The sequence below is a fragment of the Streptomyces sp. NPDC047315 genome (assembly GCF_040643215.1).
Taxonomy (GTDB): domain Bacteria; phylum Actinomycetota; class Actinomycetes; order Streptomycetales; family Streptomycetaceae; genus Streptomyces.
Genome location: NZ_JBEYTZ010000025.1, coordinates 19,358 through 36,581, shown reverse-complemented (window position 1 = coordinate 36,581; position 17,224 = coordinate 19,358). Strand labels below are relative to the sequence as shown.

Annotated in this window: 17 protein-coding genes; 5 read left to right on the top strand and 12 right to left on the bottom strand. The window is 71.8% G+C overall.

All coding sequences use genetic code 11. From position 1 onward, the window contains the following. Window positions 1-3: 3 nt before the first annotated feature. The 3 genes from ABZ842_RS26590 to tdh all read right to left on the bottom strand — a co-directional run bounded on the left by ABZ842_RS26590 (window position 4) and on the right by tdh (window position 3,256). Window positions 4-918: a LysR family transcriptional regulator gene (locus ABZ842_RS26590; RefSeq protein ID WP_361541621.1), complete on the bottom strand. Its 915-nt coding sequence runs from the start codon at window positions 916-918 to the stop codon at window positions 4-6. A gap of 17 nt (window positions 919-935) precedes the next feature. Beyond that, window positions 936-2,117 carry a glycine C-acetyltransferase gene (locus ABZ842_RS26585; protein WP_361541618.1) on the bottom strand — a complete coding sequence of 394 codons (1,182 nt, stop codon included), beginning with the start codon at window positions 2,115-2,117 and terminating at the stop codon, window positions 936-938. Window positions 2,118-2,227: 110 nt separating this feature from the next. Then, window positions 2,228-3,256 (bottom strand): L-threonine 3-dehydrogenase, encoded by a 1,029-nt coding sequence (gene tdh / locus ABZ842_RS26580; RefSeq protein ID WP_361541615.1) that lies wholly within the window; start codon window positions 3,254-3,256, stop codon window positions 2,228-2,230. Between the two features lie 425 nt (window positions 3,257-3,681). Here tdh and ABZ842_RS26575 point away from each other — a divergent pair, with 425 nt between their 5' ends. After that, window positions 3,682-3,987, top strand: coding sequence for a hypothetical protein (locus tag ABZ842_RS26575; RefSeq protein ID WP_361541612.1), 306 nt, complete (start codon window positions 3,682-3,684; stop codon window positions 3,985-3,987). Window positions 3,988-4,072: 85 nt separating this feature from the next. Here the strand turns inward: ABZ842_RS26575 and ABZ842_RS26570 are convergent, their stop codons facing one another. The 4 genes from ABZ842_RS26570 to ABZ842_RS26555 all read right to left on the bottom strand — a co-directional run bounded on the left by ABZ842_RS26570 (window position 4,073) and on the right by ABZ842_RS26555 (window position 7,556). Beyond that, the gene (locus ABZ842_RS26570; protein WP_361541609.1) at window positions 4,073-5,179 is read right to left on the bottom strand and encodes a DUF6397 family protein; all 1,107 of its coding nucleotides are present in this window, start codon (window positions 5,177-5,179) and stop codon (window positions 4,073-4,075) included. Window positions 5,180-5,306: 127 nt separating this feature from the next. Next, complete coding sequence (locus ABZ842_RS26565; RefSeq protein ID WP_361541606.1) at window positions 5,307-5,720, bottom strand: roadblock/LC7 domain-containing protein; 414 nt, start codon at window positions 5,718-5,720, stop codon at window positions 5,307-5,309. A 428-nt stretch (window positions 5,721-6,148) separates the two neighbouring features. Further along, the gene (locus ABZ842_RS26560; protein WP_361541603.1) at window positions 6,149-6,331 is read right to left on the bottom strand and encodes a hypothetical protein; all 183 of its coding nucleotides are present in this window, start codon (window positions 6,329-6,331) and stop codon (window positions 6,149-6,151) included. A gap of 70 nt (window positions 6,332-6,401) precedes the next feature. Next, window positions 6,402-7,556: an acyl-CoA desaturase gene (locus ABZ842_RS26555; RefSeq protein WP_361541600.1), complete on the bottom strand. Its 1,155-nt coding sequence runs from the start codon at window positions 7,554-7,556 to the stop codon at window positions 6,402-6,404. Between the two features lie 349 nt (window positions 7,557-7,905). Here ABZ842_RS26555 and ABZ842_RS26550 point away from each other — a divergent pair, with 349 nt between their 5' ends. From ABZ842_RS26550 to ABZ842_RS26540, 3 genes are all read left to right on the top strand, one after another. Continuing rightward, the gene (locus ABZ842_RS26550; RefSeq protein WP_361541890.1) at window positions 7,906-10,797 is read left to right on the top strand and encodes a DEAD/DEAH box helicase; all 2,892 of its coding nucleotides are present in this window, start codon (window positions 7,906-7,908) and stop codon (window positions 10,795-10,797) included. Continuing rightward, a complete protein-coding gene (locus tag ABZ842_RS26545) occupies window positions 10,794-12,143 on the top strand; it encodes an SWF or SNF family helicase (RefSeq protein WP_361541597.1) in 1,350 nt (449 codons plus the stop codon). Before ABZ842_RS26550 ends, ABZ842_RS26545 begins: the two co-directional genes overlap by 4 nt. A 161-nt stretch (window positions 12,144-12,304) precedes the next feature. Next, entirely contained in the window at window positions 12,305-13,276 is a 972-nt protein-coding gene (locus ABZ842_RS26540) for an NAD(P)-binding domain-containing protein (protein WP_361541594.1), read from the top strand. Here ABZ842_RS26540 and ABZ842_RS26535 read toward each other — a convergent pair. The 4 genes from ABZ842_RS26535 to ABZ842_RS26520 all read right to left on the bottom strand — a co-directional run bounded on the left by ABZ842_RS26535 (window position 13,254) and on the right by ABZ842_RS26520 (window position 15,529). Then, the gene (locus ABZ842_RS26535) at window positions 13,254-13,679 is read right to left on the bottom strand and encodes a hypothetical protein (RefSeq protein ID WP_361541591.1); all 426 of its coding nucleotides are present in this window, start codon (window positions 13,677-13,679) and stop codon (window positions 13,254-13,256) included. The two genes, ABZ842_RS26540 and ABZ842_RS26535, sit on opposite strands and share 23 nt — an antisense overlap. Before the next feature lie 68 nt (window positions 13,680-13,747). Then, window positions 13,748-14,326, bottom strand: coding sequence for a hypothetical protein (locus ABZ842_RS26530; RefSeq protein WP_361541588.1), 579 nt, complete (start codon window positions 14,324-14,326; stop codon window positions 13,748-13,750). Window positions 14,327-14,607: 281 nt separating this feature from the next. Then, on the bottom strand, window positions 14,608-15,171 hold the full coding sequence (locus ABZ842_RS26525) for a GNAT family protein (protein ID WP_361541585.1): 564 nt from the start codon (window positions 15,169-15,171) through the stop codon (window positions 14,608-14,610). A 139-nt stretch (window positions 15,172-15,310) separates the two neighbouring features. Beyond that, the gene (locus ABZ842_RS26520) at window positions 15,311-15,529 is read right to left on the bottom strand and encodes a hypothetical protein (protein WP_361541582.1); all 219 of its coding nucleotides are present in this window, start codon (window positions 15,527-15,529) and stop codon (window positions 15,311-15,313) included. 383 nt (window positions 15,530-15,912) lie between these two features. Between ABZ842_RS26520 and nadE the strand changes: the two genes are divergently transcribed. After that, window positions 15,913-16,743, top strand: a complete 831-nt coding sequence (gene nadE / locus ABZ842_RS26515; protein WP_361541579.1) for an ammonia-dependent NAD(+) synthetase — start codon at window positions 15,913-15,915, stop codon at window positions 16,741-16,743. 118 nt (window positions 16,744-16,861) lie between these two features. On the opposite strand, the gene ABZ842_RS26510 is transcribed toward nadE, so the two are convergent. Next, a complete protein-coding gene (locus tag ABZ842_RS26510) occupies window positions 16,862-17,194 on the bottom strand; it encodes a glyoxalase superfamily protein (RefSeq protein WP_361541576.1) in 333 nt (110 codons plus the stop codon). Window positions 17,195-17,224 lie beyond the last annotated feature (30 nt).

Here is a 17,224-nt window from a genome sequence, read left to right as displayed (position 1 = left end):
CCTTCAGCCGACGACGAGGTCGGCCGCCGCCTTGCCGAGGGCGTCCAGGACCGGACTGAGCAGGGGGTGCCGCTCGGCACCGCGCCGCACCGCGGCGAAGACCCGACGGGTCGCGGCGGGCCCGGACACCGGGCGTACGACGGCGGAGCGCAGTTCCATGCCGCGCAGCGCGGAGCGCGGCACGAGCGCCACCCCCGCACCCGCGGAGACGAGGGCGACGATGGCGCGGAAGTCGTCCGACGTGTGCACCACGCGGGGCTGGAAGCCCACCCGCTCGCAGGCCCGTACGACCATGTCGTGGCAGGGGTTCCCGGGGTAGGGGCTGATCCAGTCGCTGATGGCGAGCGCGGCGAGTTCGACGTGGTCCCGGTCGGCGAGCGGGTGGCCGGCGGGCAGGACGGCGTCGAAGGGCTCGGCGTGCAGCGGTACGCGGGAGAGCCGGGGGTCGTCCACCCCGGGCGCGCCCCGGTACTCGACGGCCACGGCCAGGTCGGCCGCTCCGTCGAGCACCAGCGGCAGGCTCTCGTCGCCCTCCGCGTCCCGCACGCGGACCCGGATCCCGGGGTGGTCGGCGGCGAGGAGCCCGATCGCGGGGGCCACGACCTCGGCGATCCCGGTGGCGAAGGCCACCACCGACACCTCGCCGGACGCCCCGCCCGCGTACGCCGCCAACTCGGCCTCCGCACGCTCCAGTTGGGCCAGCACCGCATGGGTGTGGGAGAGTAGGATCTCGCCGGCCGGGGTGAGGCGCACGCCCTTGCCGCCGCGGATCAGCAGGGCGTGCCCGGTCTCCTGCTCCAGTGCGCTCAGCTGTTGCGAGACGGCGGACGGGGTGAGGTAGAGGGCGGCAGCCGCGGCGGTCACCGTACGGTGGTCCGCCACGGCCCGCAGGATGCGCAGCCGTCGGGGGTCGATCACACCGCCATCCTGCCAGCTCAGGACTCCAGTGCGCGCCGTGCGCCGACGAAGGCGGCGACGGCCCGCCGCACGTCGTCCGGGGAGTGCGCGGCGGAGAGCTGGACCCGGATGCGGGCCTGCCCCATGGGGACGACCGGGTAGGAGAAGCCGATGACGTAGACCCCGCGCTCCAGGAGGAGCTCGGCCATCCGGCCGGCCGCTGCGGCGTCGCCGATCATCACGGGGGCGATGGGGTGGTCGCCCGGCAGGATCTCGAAGCCGGCTTCGGTCATCGAGGTGCGGAAGAGCGCGGTGTTCTCCCGCAGGCGCTCGCGCAGGTCGCCGGCGGACTCCAGGAGGTCGAGGACGGTCAGCGAGGCGGCGGCGATGACGGGCGCCAGGGAGTTGGAGAAGAGGTACGGGCGGGAGCGCTGGCGCAGCAGGGCCACGATCTCGGCGCGGGCGGCCACGTATCCGCCGGAGGCGCCGCCGAGGGCCTTGCCGAGGGTGCCGGTGATGATGTCCACCCGGTCCATGACGCCCGCGAGCTCGGGGGTGCCGCGGCCTCCGGGGCCCACGAAGCCCACGGCGTGGGAGTCGTCGACCATGACCAGGGCGTCGTAGCGGTCGGCGAGGTCGCAGATCTCGGCGAGGGGCGCCACGTAGCCGTCCATGGAGAACACGCCGTCGGTGACGATCAGCCGCCGTCGGGCGTCCTGGGTCTCCTTGAGCCGCTGCTCCAGTTCGGCGAGGTCGCGGTTGGCGTAGCGGTGCCGGGCGGCCTTGCTCAGTCGGATGCCGTCGATGATGGAGGCGTGGTTGAGGGCGTCGGAGATCACGGCGTCCTCGGGGCCGAGCAGGGTCTCGAAGACGCCCCCGTTGGCGTCGAAGCAGGAGGAGTAGAGGATGGTGTCCTCCTGGCCGAGGAAGGCGGAGAGGCGGGCCTCCAACTCCTTGTGCACGTCCTGGGTGCCGCAGATGAAGCGCACGGAGGCCATGCCGTAGCCCCAGCGGTCCAGGGCCTCCTTGGCGGCGCCGATCACCTGGGGGTGGTCGGCGAGGCCGAGGTAGTTGTTGGCGCAGAAGTTCAGCACCTCGCCGGAGGCGACGGACACCCGGGCGCTCTGCGGGCTGCCGATGACGCGCTCGGGCTTGTGCAGGCCGGCTTCGCGGATCTCGTCGAGGGTGGTGCGGAGTTCGTCGCGCACGGACGCGTACATGCGGGTGCTCCCTTGGGGTGCGGTGGTGGACGGTGCGGTCAGGCCGGTGCCCGTCGCGGTGCCGGCTTGGGGCGGTGCCGGAGGCGGGGGGGTGCGGTTGCGGTTGCGGGTCAGCCGGTCCAGTCGAGGATGATCTTGCCGCTACGGGCCGTGGACGCTTCGTCGAACGCCTCGTCGAAGTCCCGGTAGCCGTAGCTTCCCGTGATCACGGGGCTGAGGTCGAGACCGCCCTCCAGCAGGACCGTCATCGCGTACCACGTCTCGAACATCTCTCGTCCGTAGATCCCCTTGACGGTGATCATCGAGGTGACGATCTTCGACCAGTCGACGGCGAACTCCTCGGCGGGCAGGCCGAGCATGGCGATCCGCCCGCCGTGGGTCATGTTGTCGACCATGTCGCGCATGGCCTCGGCCCGCCCCGACATCTCCAGGCCGATGTCGAAGCCCTCCTTCAGACCCAGTTGCCGCTGGGCCTCGGCGATGGGGCGGTCGGCGACGTTCAGCGCGAGCGTGGCCCCCGCCTTGCGGGCGATCTCCAGCCGGGCCTCGCTGACGTCGGTGATCACGACGTTGCGGGCGCCGGCGTGGCGGGCGACCGCGGCGGCCATGATCCCGATGGGGCCGGCGCCGGTGATCAGCACGTCCTCGCCCACCAGAGGGAACGACAGCGCGGTGTGCACGGCATTGCCGAAGGGGTCGAAGATCGCGGCGACGTCCAGGTCCACCGTGGTGCGGTGCACCCAGACGTTGGACGCGGGCAGCACCACGTACTCCGCGAAGGCACCGTCCCGGCCCACTCCGAGCCCCACGGTGTTCCGGCAGAGATGGCGCCGGCCCGCGAGGCAGTTGCGGCACTTGCCGCAGACCAGGTGGCCCTCTCCGCTGACCACGTCGCCCACGGCGATGTCCTCGACGTCCGGCCCCAGCGCGGCAACTTCCCCCACGAACTCGTGCCCGAGCACCCTCGGCGTGCTGATGGTCTGCTGCGCCCAGGCGTCCCAGTTGCGGATGTGGAGATCGGTGCCGCAGATGCCGGTGCGCAGCACCTTGATCAACACGTCGCCGTGGCCCGGCTGTGGCTCCGGCACGTCCATGAGCCAGAGGCCGGGCTCGGCGTGCTGTTTGACGAGTGCCTTCATCGGGACGGCTCCAGGGTGGGACGAACGGTCAGGGACGACGCGGGACGACGGGGCGTCGCTCGCGACAAGCAACGAGCAAACGAGCGACGAGCAACAGACAACAAATAACGAATGCGAACAAAAGGGGTAAAGCTAGCTGGCTAGGGTCAGGCTGCGGCAGCCGACGGGACCACCGCAAACGGTGATGGATCCAGTCGGTGGCAGCTACCGAGGGCGAAGACCAATCTGCCGAGCGTCGCCGCGGGAGTCCATCGAGGATTTCTTAAGCGTGCCCACAGAAGAACTTCACGGAGGGTGAGGGACGCTCGCCCGGCGACGCGCCGCATCGGCACGAGGGCGGCGGAAGGGTATCCCCGAATCGGCGGGGGCGCGCCCCGGAAGGGGCTTCAGTCGCGCAGATGGACCAGTGGTGCGAACCTGGGAGGATGAGCTGGGCATCGTGGACGACGACCGGGGTGTACTCCGGTCGCGGAGGAGTGATTACCGACGAAGTCGGCGTATTGACCGGGGATCTCACTGTGCACACCACTTGGGCCGGTGGTGAAGCGCGCGTCGCGGTGCAGTACAGCGGCGCATCCGACTGGTTCACCATGTCGGGCAGCCCCACGCCCTGCCAGTCCGAGGACGACAGCCGGACCCTGCATCAGGCGGTGGTGCAGGCCGTGCAGGAAGGCGGTGGCGCCACGGTGCCGTCGGTGGCCTGTGAGCCACACAGCACCAGCCAGTACTGACGTCAGCCAACCGACACATGGGCCCGAGGGCTTCGAGGGCTCGGCGAACGAGACCTCGGGGCTGGGGAGTGGTGTGCCATCGCCGTCACACCAGGGCCTTGACTTGCCGCATACGGAGCCGGCGCCACAGGCTCCGCCCTCGTGACGAGGTCCGTTTCTCCACCGGGCGCCCGCGATGGGCAGCCGTCTCGTCAGCGCTGGCCGGGCCGCCCACGTGAGGCGCAGGCAGCGGCGTGTCCACTGCTGTGTCTCCCCAAGCGATCTCGGGTGCGCCTCCCGCTGCTGCGACTGCCGGCGTGTCCCGTGTGGGCCGGGGCGCGGACCTCACCTGCCGCGCTGCGCTCAGCTCCTGCATCAGACAGACCCGGTACCACTCGATCTCATCGGGATCATCCGCGCTCAGGATGCGCTGCACCAGCTCGTGAGCCGGGGCGGAGGCCGGGCGCAGGAGCACCAGGTCGGGCCGTAGCACCCCCAGGTGGGAGCGCTCGTACGGATCGGGCACCACGTCGGCGACGCTCAGGGGATCGAGCAGCGAGGCGATGCCCGCGGCCCGCTGCCACGGGTCACTCGTCGCCCGCAGGTACAGCCCCATCCGTTTGCTCCGCCAGGCGCGCGGGCGCAGGTCCTCTCCCCCGTCGGCCAGGGCGCGCAGCCCCGGCGGCATCCGACCGCTCAACAGCTCCGGATGGTCCCGGCCGAAGTCCTCGACCTCTTCGGCGAGATAGAGCCACACGACCGCCCGGTACCGGTTCAGATAGAAGCGGACCGGTGCGAGATGGCCCGTGCGCGCAAGGCGGGTGAACCGCTCCGGGCTGATCGAGAGCAGCTCGGCACCGCTTTGCGTACCCACGGTGCGCAGCCGGCGACGCAGGACGTCCGGGAAGCCCTCGCGCTGCCGCCATCGATCGACCTCCTCCGAAGCGATCCTCAACGGGGCGCCGGCGTCACCGCCCTTCGTACGGATGTGTCCCAACTCGACCGCGAGCTGCAGTTCGCCCCGCTGGAGCTCCAGGGCCTTGGCCGCACGGCCGGGCGTCACTCCGCCCGTCATTCGCTCCCTGCCGGCCGGCGCCCCCGACGCTCCGGGCGTCACCGCGGCCGTCGAATCCGCCGCGCCCAGCGCGGCCACGTCCTGCGCAGCCGCCACACCCGACGTGCCCTGCGTCCTCAACGCTTCCTGTCCTGCCATGGCCATCGGCCTCCCCCGTGAGATCACCAACACTCTGGGTAATGACCGTAGCCCGGTGCGCCGTCATCGCGCTGAGCCTGTGGATAACCTGGCGACCTCCGGCCACGGCCCTCCAGGCTCTGGAGAATCACCGCAGGTCAGACGGCTCACCCTCGCGCCGCCTCGCAGCCACGCCGAGATGCTCGCCGACCCGGTTGACCATCAGGGTCATCTCGTAGGCGATCTGGCCGACGTCCGCTTCGGCCTCACTGAGCACGCACAGACAGCTACCGTCCCCGGCGGCCGTGACGAACAGCAGCGCCTCGTCGAACTCCACCATGGTCTGACGCGCCCGGCCCGCCCGGAAGTGTCGGCCGGAGCCCCTGGCCAGCGAATGCAGCCCCGAGGAGACCGCGGCGAGATGCTCCGCGTCCTCCCGCGCCAAGCCCGCGCTCGCCCCCGTCACCAACCCGTCGTTGGAGAGCACCAAGGCGTGCCTAATGTGCTCGATCCGCTGTGTGAGGTCGTCGAGCAGCCAGTCAAGTCCCTTGTCCAGCGGCATGGTTGTGCCCCTCCCGCGCACGCGTTCCCCGTGTCACGCGACAGCCTTTCGCACACCAGAGCGCAGAGCAAGGTGTTCCGGGTCCGTCGAATCGCGGTGTCGGGCAGCGTGTATCCGCCCGGCATATTCCATCTGAGACTGACGTCCCTCCTCGTCGAAAGCTGACACGGAGGGACAGGAAATGAGACCACAAAGGCCCTTTCCTCCACCGGGAGTTGACACCGGCGACGCCGAGGGGAATCACCGCTCCAGCACGGCCGAAGGGGCAGCGAATTTGCCCTCACGGACGAGGGGAAATTCCCTTCACCACTCGCATCGAAATCGCTCGCGCCATACCGCCCGCTCGCCACGAAGCCCACAGGGATTCGGCGCGGGCTTTCATCGCGCCGATCCCGCAGGTGACTCGCGTCGAACTCCCAACCGGCGGATCAGCGGCCGATCTCCTTGCGCGTGACCCGGCGCAGCCTGCGGCGCTGGCTGGGGTCGAGCATCAGATACGCCACCGCCGGCACACCGAGGACCACCAGCAGTGACAGCCAGAAGCCGATCAGCGGCATCAGGAGCAGGCCGACGGCCACTCCGCCTATGACGATCTTGGTACGTGTCGACATCTCGGTGCCTCCTCGCGCGGCCCCTCGCCGCTCCTGTCGGTGGAACGTACCGGCCCGTCCCACAGTTCCACTATGCGCCCTGACGCAGCGGTTCACCGACCTCGCGCATGTGCGCCAGCGCCTGCCGGTAGGACTCGACCAGCCCCGTCTCGACGTACGGCAGCGCCAGTCGCCGGCAGTGCGCCCGCACCAGCGGCTGCACGAGCCTCAGGTGGGGTCGGGGCATGCTCGGGAAGAGGTGGTGCTCGACCTGGTAGTTCAGCCCGCCCAGCAACCAGTCGGTGACCCGGCCGCCGCGGATGTTGCGGGAGGTGAGGACCTGCCGCCGCAGGTGGCCCCAGCCCTTGCCGGTCTCGGCGTCGACCATCTCCATCCCCTTGTGGTTGGGGGCGAAGGCCATGCCCAGGTGGAGGCCGAAGAGCATCTGGTGGACCAGGCCGAACACCAGCGCCTGGCCCACCGGCATCGAGGCCAGCAGGAGGGCGACGTAGCCGACGACGTGGACGGCGAGCAGCAGGCCCTCGACGACGCGGGCGCGCGCCGTCCTGCCCGGGCCGTTCGGATCGAACACCGACTGGAATCCGTAGACCTTGAGCGCGATGCCCTCCAGCGTGGTCAACGGGAAGAACAGCAGTGCCTGGTGGCGGGTGAGCCAGCCGCGGAAGCCGGTGCGGCCCACGGCCTGGTGCTGGGTGAAGACCAGGACGTCCGCGACGACGTCGGGGTCCTTGTCGATGTGGTTCGGATTGGCGTGGTGGCGGTTGTGCTTGTCGTTCCACCACTCCTGGCTCATGCCGAGCAGGACGTTGCCGTGGACGAGTTGGATGATCCGGCTGATCCGCCGGTCACCGGTGATCTGCGCATGGCCGGCGTCGTGGCCGATGAAGGCGGTGCGCGCGGAGAAGACGGCCAGCACCGGCGCCAGCAGGAGCACCCACCACGAGCCGCCGACGGCGAACATGCCGGCGACCACACCGGCCAGGCACAGCAGGTTGACCCCGATCCCGCGGGCGTACCAGCCCTTGCGGTACGCCAGCAGGCCCTGCTCCTTGACGGTGCGCAGCAGGGGCGCGAACTCGCTGCCGGATGCGCGCTCGGCGCCCACCGTGGGCCCCTGCGCGCCCCTTGACCGGTCCCGTACGGCCTCCGCGACGGCGGTCGCGCCCGAGGGGGCGGTCGCCGGCGACGGCGGTCGCTGGGGCGGGGTGGTGCTGGCACGGGGCATGGCTGTCTCCGGTCTCTGAGTCGTACGGGATGCTGCGCGACTGCGCTGACCTGAGAAAACGTAGATTCGGAGCGGTCGTTGGGCCATGGAGCCACCACCCGGACCGACCGGGGCCAACCCGCCGGTCGGGGTGTCGCTGGGTACACCCCCCGTCGACCCGCAAGCCCCACGTGAGGGGAATCACAAGGCAGAACCGTGCACACCGCAGACACGTCGGGTACCCTCGGCGATTCCTTGAGCCCCCCAGTAGTCAAATTTGAGGAATCTGGTCATCACTGTGCTAAGACCTTCCGCGGCAACACCCTCGCCGGCCGACGGACCCCACCTCGCCCCTTGTCCCGGAGACCTTCTGCTGACTGCTCTCGCCGCCTGCCACGTCACCTTCCTGCCAGGCGACCCGGCCCGCACCGGACGACTCGCCTTCTGGCGTCCGGACGGCGAGGCCCCGCCGACTTGCCCTGCCGGCTCCGTCGAACCGTTGACCGTGGTCGGGGACGACGTCCGACCGTGGACCGTGCCCGCGTTGCTGCTGCCGGTGCGAGGCGCCCTGCCGGTGCTCACCCGGATCCGCAGCTCCGCCGGAGCCTCCGCGTCGGCCGCCTTCTGGGGCGGTGCCGCGCTGCTCGCCCTCCACCTGGTCGCCCGCGGACTGGTGCTGCCCGGTCTCAGCCGGGGCGATCACGACGCCTGGCGCATCGGTCCGCTGACCCCGGCGGACCTGGAGCACCTGCGTACGCTCACCGCGTCGATACCGCCGACCGCCCACGCGGTCCCGTGCACGGCGCCGCAGCCGTCGCACGCGGCGGACCCGGAGGACCTGCTGCTGCCGGAGCCCGAGGCGCTGGTGCGGGCGTTCCTCGACGCGGTCGCGGACGTCCTGCCCCGTACGCCCGCGGCCACGACCGTCACCGAGGCGCCGGCGTACGCCGGGGATGCGCCCCAACACCTTCCGCAGGCGCGCGCCTGGGCCGCGGACATCGCCGCGGGGCACGACGCGGGCGTACGCCTCTCGCTGCGCATCGAACTCACCGCCCCCACCACCAAGGACACGGACGCGGAGGCGGCCGAGCCCGAGTTCCGGGCCGTCCTCCAGATGCACAGCGTGAGCGACCCCGGTGTGGTGATGGACGCGGCAGACGTGTGGGCCGGCGGCTCCCCGCAGGCCCGCGGCGCGCACGGCTCCGCCGCCCCCTTCGGCCCGCGCGCCCGCATGGACGCGCTGCTCGCGCTGCGCCGGGCGGCCCGCGCCTGGACCCCGCTCACCCCGCTGCTGCACGCGGCCGTGCCCGACACCATCGACCTCGCGGACGAGGAGGTCGCCGAACTGCTCGGGGACGCCGCCCGCGCGCTGGCCACCTGCGGGGTGCAGGTGCACTGGCCGAGGGAGATGGCGCACCGGCTGACCGCACGCGCCGTCATCGGCCCCCCGGAGTCCGTCGACGGCCCGCGGGGCGACTTCGGCGACTCCGGCCTGCCGTCCTTCCTGTCCGCCGACGCGCTGCTCACCTTCAACTGGCGCTTCACCCTGGGCGGGAACCAACTGACGCGCGAGGAGTTGGAGCGGCTCGCCGAGGCCAACCGGCCGCTGGTGCGGCTGCGCGACCAGTGGGTGCTGGTCGACCCGGAGGAGTTGCAGCGCGCCCGGTCGAGCCAGGACCGGAAGGTGACGCCGGTGGACGCGCTGGGCGCCGTCCTGACCGGTTCCGCCGAGGTCGACGGCCGACGGGTGGACGTGGACGCGGCGGGCTGGGTGGCCCGGCTGCGGGACCGGCTCGCCGACCCGGAGGGCGGGTCCCAGGAGGTCCAGGCGCCCGCGGCGCTCGCGGCGACCCTGCGCGACTACCAACTGCGCGGCCTGAACTGGCTGAACCGGATGACCTCGCTCGGCCTCGGCGGCTGCCTCGCCGACGACATGGGCCTCGGCAAGACCATCACGCTCATCGCGCTCCACCTCCACCGGCAGGGCGAGCCGTCCGCCGCCGGCCCCACGCTGGTGGTCTGCCCCGCCTCCCTGATGGGCAACTGGCAGCGCGAGATCGCCAAGTTCGCGCCGGGCACCCCCGTGCGCCGCTTCCACGGCGCCCTGCGCGACCTGGAGGGCGTCGGGGAGGCCGGCGGGTTCGTCCTCACCACGTACGGCACGATGCGGCTGGACGCCGACCGACTGGGCGAGGTGCCCTGGGGCATGGTCGTCGCGGACGAGGCGCAGCACGTCAAGAACCCGTACTCGGCGACGGCGCGCCGGCTGCGGACGATCGGGGCGAGGGCCCGGGTCGCCCTGACCGGTACCCCGGTGGAGAACAACCTGACCGAGCTGTGGGCGATCCTCGACTGGACCACTCCGGGCCTCCTCGGTCGTCTCGGCACCTTCCGCACCCGTCACGCGCAGGCCGTGGAGGGCGGCACCGACCCCGCAGCGGCCCAGCGCCTCGGGGCGCTCGTGCGCCCGTTCCTCCTGCGCCGGCGCAAGTCCGATCCCGGCATCGCGCCGGAGCTGCCGCCGAAGACGGAGACCGACCGGGCCGTGGCGCTCACCCCGGAGCAGACGGGGCTGTACGAGGCGGTGGTCCGCGAGACGCTGGCCGCGATCTCGGAGGCCGGCGGCATGGAGCGGCGCGGTCTGGTGGTCAAGCTGCTCACCGCCCTCAAGCAGATCTGCAACCACCCGGCGCAGTACCTGAAGGAGGAGCAGCCGACGATCCCGGGTCGCTCAGGGAAGCTGGAGCTGCTCGACGAGCTGCTCGACACGATCCTGGCCGAGGGCGCGAGCGTGCTGGTGTTCACCCAGTACGTGCAGCTGGCCCGGTTGTTGGAGCAGCACCTGGCGGCCCGCGGGGTGCGGACCCAACTGCTGCACGGCGGCACCCCGGTCGCGCAGCGCGAGGTGATGGTGGACCGGTTCCAGCGGGGTGAGGCGCCGGTGTTCCTGCTGTCCCTGAAGGCGGCGGGCACCGGGCTCAACCTGACCCGGGCAGAGCACGTGGTGCACTACGACCGCTGGTGGAATCCCGCGGTCGAGTCGCAGGCCACCGACCGTGCGTACCGCATCGGCCAGACCCAGCCGGTGCAGGTCCACCGGCTCATCGCGGAGGGCACGATCGAGGACCGGATCGCCGACATGCTGGCCCGCAAGCGGGAGTTGGCGGACGCGGTACTCGGCGCCGGCGAGTCGGCGCTCACCGAACTGACGGACGCCGAGTTGGCGGACCTGGTGGAGTTGCGAGGGGGGACGGGGCGATGAGCGACCACGACGCGTACGACGGCGGCGGGGCCGGCGCGAGGGGCGCGGCCGGCGAGGAGAAGACCTTCGACGCGCTGCCGCCGGTCAGGGGCCGGGGCTTCGCGAGCAGTTGGTGGGGCCGGTCCTGGATCAAGGCCCTGGAGGACACCGCGCTCGACTCGGTGCAGTTGAAGCGGGGGCGCAAGCAGGCCCGGGAGGGCGGGGTGGGCGCCGTGTCGGTGCGGCCCGGCCGGATCACCGCGGTGGTCCGCGACCGGGACGGCACCCGACAGCGCAGCGACGTCCTGTTGCAGGAGCTGACGGACGACGCCTGGGACCGCTTCTTGGACATGGCCGTCGACCGGGCGGGCCACATCGCGGCCCTGCTCGACCGGGAGATGCCGCCGCACCTCGTGGAGGACGCGGCGACGGCCGGGGTTGACCTGCTGCCCGGCATCGGCGAGTTGGAGCCCGAGTGCGACTGCGGCGCCTGGGACCTGTGTCCGCACGCCGCCGCCCTCGCCTACGAGGTGGCCCGGCTGTTGGACCAGGACCCCTTCGTCCTGTTGCTGATGCGGGGGCGGGGCGAGCGGCGGCTGCTGGACGAGCTCCAGGCCCGCAGCGTGGCGCGCGCGTCCGCGGAGGCGAGCGACGCCGCGGACGGTTCGGACGCGGCCACGGACGCCGGGGACGGGGCGGGCCCGGCGGGGGTGTCGGCCGCCGAGGCGTTCGCGGCGCGCGACATCCTCCCGCCGCTGCCGCCACCGCCTCTCGTGCCCGACGAGCCGGGGCTGCCGCCGTCGCTGGACACCGAGTCCGACCCGGTGTCAGGCGTCGACACGGACGCCTTGGAGTTCCTCGCCACCGACGCGGCCGTACGGGCGCACCGCCTGCTGGCGGAGGCGCTGGCGGCAGGGCACGGCTCGCTGCCGGTGGAGCCCGGGTTGACGCTCGACCAGGACGCGGTGCGGCTGGCCGCGGCCGTGCCGGGTCCGGTCATCGCTGCCCGGCTCGCCGCCGGCACGGGCCGCAACCGGGCCGAGTTGGAGCTGGCCGTACGCGCCTGGCGGGCGGGGGGTCCGGCGGCGCTCGCGGTCCTGGGTGACGACTGGACGCCGGGGCCCGAGGACCTTCACCGGGCGGCGGCGGCACTGGACGCCGCGTGGGAGGCGGCGGAGCGCCCCGCCCTGCGCGCGGCGGGTCCGGGGCGCTGGACCGTGGTCGGCGCGGAGGCGCAGGTGCGGTACGGCCCGGACGGACGCTGGTGGCCGTACCGCAAGGAGCGGTCGCGCTGGTGCCCGGCGGGTCCCGGGGACCTCGACCCGGCAGCGGCGGTGGCGGGCGTCCTCAGCGGAACGGGCGGCTGAACGCACTGCCGCGGGGGACGGCCGGGCGGCGCGGCACCACTGAGTGCCCGCCGCCCGGGCCGTTCCCGGCCGTTCCCGTGACGTCGACACGGCGTCCGTCCTCCCACGTCGGTGAACTTGGCGACGGATCACCAACCAGAAGGTAAGTAACCCACTCAATTGTGCCTACTTGCCCGGTGCGCGCCGTCAGCAGAGGGTGGTGGGTGGCAGCGGAGGAACGTGCACGACGGGAGTGTGTTGTGGTGAGCGAAGGACGCGTGAGTGTGATCGGGCTCGGGGACATGGGCCGGGCGCTCGCGGCGGCTCTGCTCGACCGGGGTTGGGAGGTGACGGTCTGGAACCGTACGCAGGCCCGGGCCGACGCGCTGGTGGAACGTGGCGCCGTACGGGCAGCATCGGCGGCGGAGGCGGTCCGCGCGAGCTCCCTGGTCCTGGTCTGCCTACTGGACTACGACTCCGTACGGGACGTGCTGGAGCCCGGGGCCGAGGACCTGCGGGGGCGGACGCTGGTCAATCTGACGAACGGGTCCCCTGAGCAGGCGAGCGCGTGCGCCCGGTGGGCGAAGGAGCACGGCGCCGCGTATCTGGACGGCGGGATCATGGCGATCCCGGCGACGATCGCGACCGAGGAGGCGTTCGTCTTCTACAGCGGTGACGAGGCCGTCTTCGCCGAGCACCGGGCCGCCCTGGAGGTCCTGGGCACCCCGCGCCACCTCGGTGCGGAAGTGGGTCTGGCCGCGCTCTACGACCTCGCGCTGCTGACCGCCACGGACATGATGTACGACGGCTTCCACCACGCGGTGGCGTTCGCGGTATCTCGGCAGGGCGGGAGCGCCGCCGGGGTCACGGAGCACCTCGTGCCGTGGCTGACCAGCATGTTGCGCATCATGCCCGCCTTCGCGGCCGAGATCGACGCGCACCGCGGCAGCGGCACAGCGCCGCAGATCACCCAGGGGTTGGACATCCACTACGCGGCCCTGGCGAACAAGCTCGCCGCGGCGGAGGAAGCGGGGGTCTCCACGGAGCAGTTGGAGCGGGCCCGCGTCGAACTCGACGAGCTCACCGCCGCGGGCCTTGAGCGGTGGGACTCACCGGTGGCGGTCCGGCGGGTCAGGTCCGAGCCGCTGGCCTGATCTGATCCTCCGGCGCCTGCCGGGGCGCGGCCGACGTGCGCCGTCGGGCGCGGAGCAGGGCGCCGCCCGCCAGGGCTGCGGTGATCGCGGCGGACCCGGCGAGGGCGGGATTGAACCAGGACGGGACGACCCGGCTGTTGAACACCCGGCCGTCCGTGGTCCGGCACAAGATGTGCAGCGGCAGGATGCGCACGTCGTGCCCGGCGACCGTGGCGCCGTCCGGTCGGTTCGACGTGTAGCGGCACTCGGCCATCGGCACGGAGTCCGTTCCCGAACCCACCTCGCTCACGGCGTGGCCGACCCACAGGAGGCCGAGGAGGTAGTGGGAGACCGTGACAGCGGCGGCGAACCCGGCCAGTTCGGTCAGGCGTCTTCTCCGGCCGCCGCTGTCACATCGCTTCATGACGCCAGCTTAGGTCCCTGCGTCGGCGCGCGGCCCATCACCGCGGGCCCGTGCTGCGCCGCTCGCGGCTACCAGGTGTGCGCCACGTCCACGATCACCTGGTCGCCCGACTGCTGGACCCGGAACGGCAGTTTGGCGCGCAGGCCTATGCCCACCTGGGTCTGCCCTTCGAAACTCGCGCCGTACTTGGTGTCCTTGAAGGTCCGGTAGCCGGTGATGTTCACGCCCGGCAGGCTCTGCCCGGGGATCCCGGGGTACACGGCCTGGCCCGTCGAGGGGTTGTAGCTCGGGGCGTTCACGTAGATCTGGAGGATCGCGCCGCCCGCGACGGGGATCAGGTCGCCGGTGCCGTCCTGGTGGAACGCGTCCACGTAGCCGACGTGGTACCCGACCTTGCCGGGGGCGCCGGTGACGTCGAAGACGATGCGGTCATAGCAGGCGTGCTGGCCGGTTCTGATGTTCTTCAGCGGCTCGGCGACCGTTTCGGTGGCCGACTTGGTGCCGCTGCCCCATCCGGTGGCGCAGGCGGCGGCCGAGGCCGTGACCTCGTCCACCTGGCCGCAGGAGGCCCAGGCTGCCCCCGCCGAGCCCACGAGTGTGGCGCCGGCCAGCGACAGGGCCGCCGCACTCTTTGCTAACCATCGCATGACATGCCTCCAGAAGGTCGAGTTCGCTCCGTGCGCGCACGGGCGGTGCCCCTGCGCGCCCCCACCTTGTCGTCACGGGAGCCCGACGACATCCGTGCTCGTACTCAACTACCCGGCTGGAGACGGCGGGATCTATCACCGGGTGACTCGTCGTGCTGAGTCGCGACGACGCGTGTTGACCCGAATTCGGGCGGGCGGACAGGCGGACGCGACGGACGCGTGTCTTCAAGGCATCGGCGGTGGCGCAGGTGACGGGGGGAACAGGGGCGACGTCGTCACGGTCACGGCTCGCCCAGCGAGTGGCGTTCGGCGAACTCGTCAGCGAGGATGCCCATCAGCACCACGTCGCAGTAGCGGCCGGCGACGAACTCGGCCTCCCGCAACCGCCCCTCCGCCACGAACCCCAGCCGACGGTGGAGCGCCAACGACGCCTCGTTGTACGCGTGGATCTGCACTTCGCACTTGTGGTAGCGCCGCTCGGCGAACATGAAGCGCATCAGCAGCACCGCGGCTTCGCTCGCGTAACCCTTGCGCTGGTGCTCGTCGCCGATCGCGATGCCGTAGGCGAAGCGGCCGGTGCGCGCATCGGTCTCATGGGTGTTGAGGGTGCCGACCAACTCCCCCGTCGAGACGGCTTCGACGGCGACTCGGAACGCGTCCCCGTCGGGGGCGGCCGTCGCCGCCTCCTTCGCCCAGGCTCGGTAGCCCTCGGCCGAACGGGGCGGATGGAGGGCGTCCGCCGTCCGCTGGTGACCGGAGTGCGCGTCGAAGCGCATGAAGGCGGCCCAGTCCTCGGGCTCGACGCCCCGCAAGCGCACTCGTTCACCCGTCCAAAACGATGTCATGGTGCCATCCGATCAAGCCGCGCCCCGGGGTGTCCAGACGGTTTCGGCCGGCCGGCGAAGGCAGACCGCTCGGGCTGCGCGCGGCATCGGGACGGTCCGGCGGACCGCTGCGCACAGCGGTCCGCCGACGGTGCGCCGACTACTTCTTCTTGCCGAAGAGGCCGCCCTCGAACTTGGCCCAGTCGTACATCTGGTGCACGGCCTGCCCGAAGATCGGGATGCTGATGTGCTCGAAGACGTCTTCCAGCAGGTCGATGTCCCCGGTGTTGTAGATCAGCGGACCGTTGATGTTGATCAGGCCCCCGGAGCGGGGGGCCGGCTGCTGCTGCTCCTGGGCGTGGGCGGTGCCGCTCGACAAGGTCAGGGCAACACCAGCCGCCACAGTCGCCACAAAAGCCGCACAACGGACACGACGGTTCATTCGCACTCCGATCCAGGTTCAATGATTCCGATGAAATCAGCCCAGGAGTCAACTCCCTTGCGAGCAAGGGATGTTGAGAAGGTTTCTCCCGTGGGGGGCCGAGGTGTCCGTCAGCTTGCCACCGGGTCAAGGGCAAGTAAAGTGCCTGGCGGCAACCGAATGATCATGGCTAATTACCGACGGTGTCCGATTTTCGGTGCGCCGCCGGCAGGCGGTCGCGCACTGCTCCTTTAGAGTGCTTCCGTCCCCCTGCACACCCCCGTGGCAGCCCTCCGACGGCACGGGCCGTCCCTGCCCACGGGCACGACCGAGGAGCAACCGTGACCGAGCCGGCGCCCATATCCCTTCAGCTGGACATCGCACGGGAGCTCCAGGTGCGCCCGTCCTTCGACGCGCAGCAGGAGATCGAGCGGCGGGTGGCCTTCCTCGCCGACCGGCTGGTGTCGACGGGGCTGCGCTCCCTCGTGCTCGGCATCAGCGGCGGCGTGGACTCCACGACCGCGGGCCGGCTGTGCCAGCTCGCGGTCGAACGGGTCAGGGCGAGCGGGCGGGACGCGACGTTCTTCGCCATGCGACTGCCGTACGGCGTCCAGGCGGACGAGAAGGACGCGCAGCTGGCGCTGGAGTTCGTCCGTGCCGATCAGGTGCTCACCGTCGACGTGCGCCCCGCCAGCGACGCAGCGCTGGAGACGGTGCTGGCCGCCGGCACGGCCTTCGGCGACGCGCACCACCAGGACTTCGTACACGGCAACATCAAGGCCCGGCAGCGCATGGTCGCCCAGTACGCGGTCGCCGGCGCGCACCAGGGCCTGGTGGTGGGCACCGACCACGCAGCCGAGGCCGTCTCCGGCTTCTTCACCAAGTTCGGCGACGGCGCGGCCGACCTCGTACCGCTCACCGGGCTCACCAAGCGGCGCGTACGGGCCGTGGCACAGGCCCTGGGCGCACCCGACGAGCTGGTGGGCAAGGTCCCGACCGCGGACCTGGAGACACTGAGCCCGGGCAAGCCAGACGAGGACGCGCTCGGCGTCACCTACGACCACATCGACGACTTCCTCGAAGGCCGGCCGGTCGATGAGGCCGCCCACGCGGCCATCGTCCACCGCTACCGACTCACCGAGCACAAGCGACAGCTGCCGATCGCCCCCTGACCGAACGCTTCCCGCCCCCGCACGGCAGCACGGTCAGCCGCCGACCCCACGAGTGCCAGCCGTCAGCCGTCAGCCGTCAGCCGTCAGCCGTCAGCCGTCAGCCGTCAGCCGTCAGCCGTCAGCCGTCGACGGAGGCGATTCTGAGGCGGTTCCCGTCAGGGTCGGTGAGCTCCAGCACGCGCCCCCAGGGCTGCGCCTGCGGCTCGACGCCGAACTCGGCGGCCACGTCGTCGAGGTCGGCGACCTTGAGGTAGATCAGGGTGTCCGGGCGGGCGTCGCCCTCGTGCTCCGAGAGGAACAGCTGCATCGAGCCCCGGGCCACCGCGACGAACAGCGGGAAGCCCGGCTCGAAGCGGTGCTCCCACTGCCGGGCGAACCGCAGGCGTGCGTACCACTCGATGGCGGCCTCCGCGTCGGCCACCCGCAGGATCGGAATCACTTCTTCGTTCACTGGCCCGTCCTCCATGGGCCCATCCTGCAC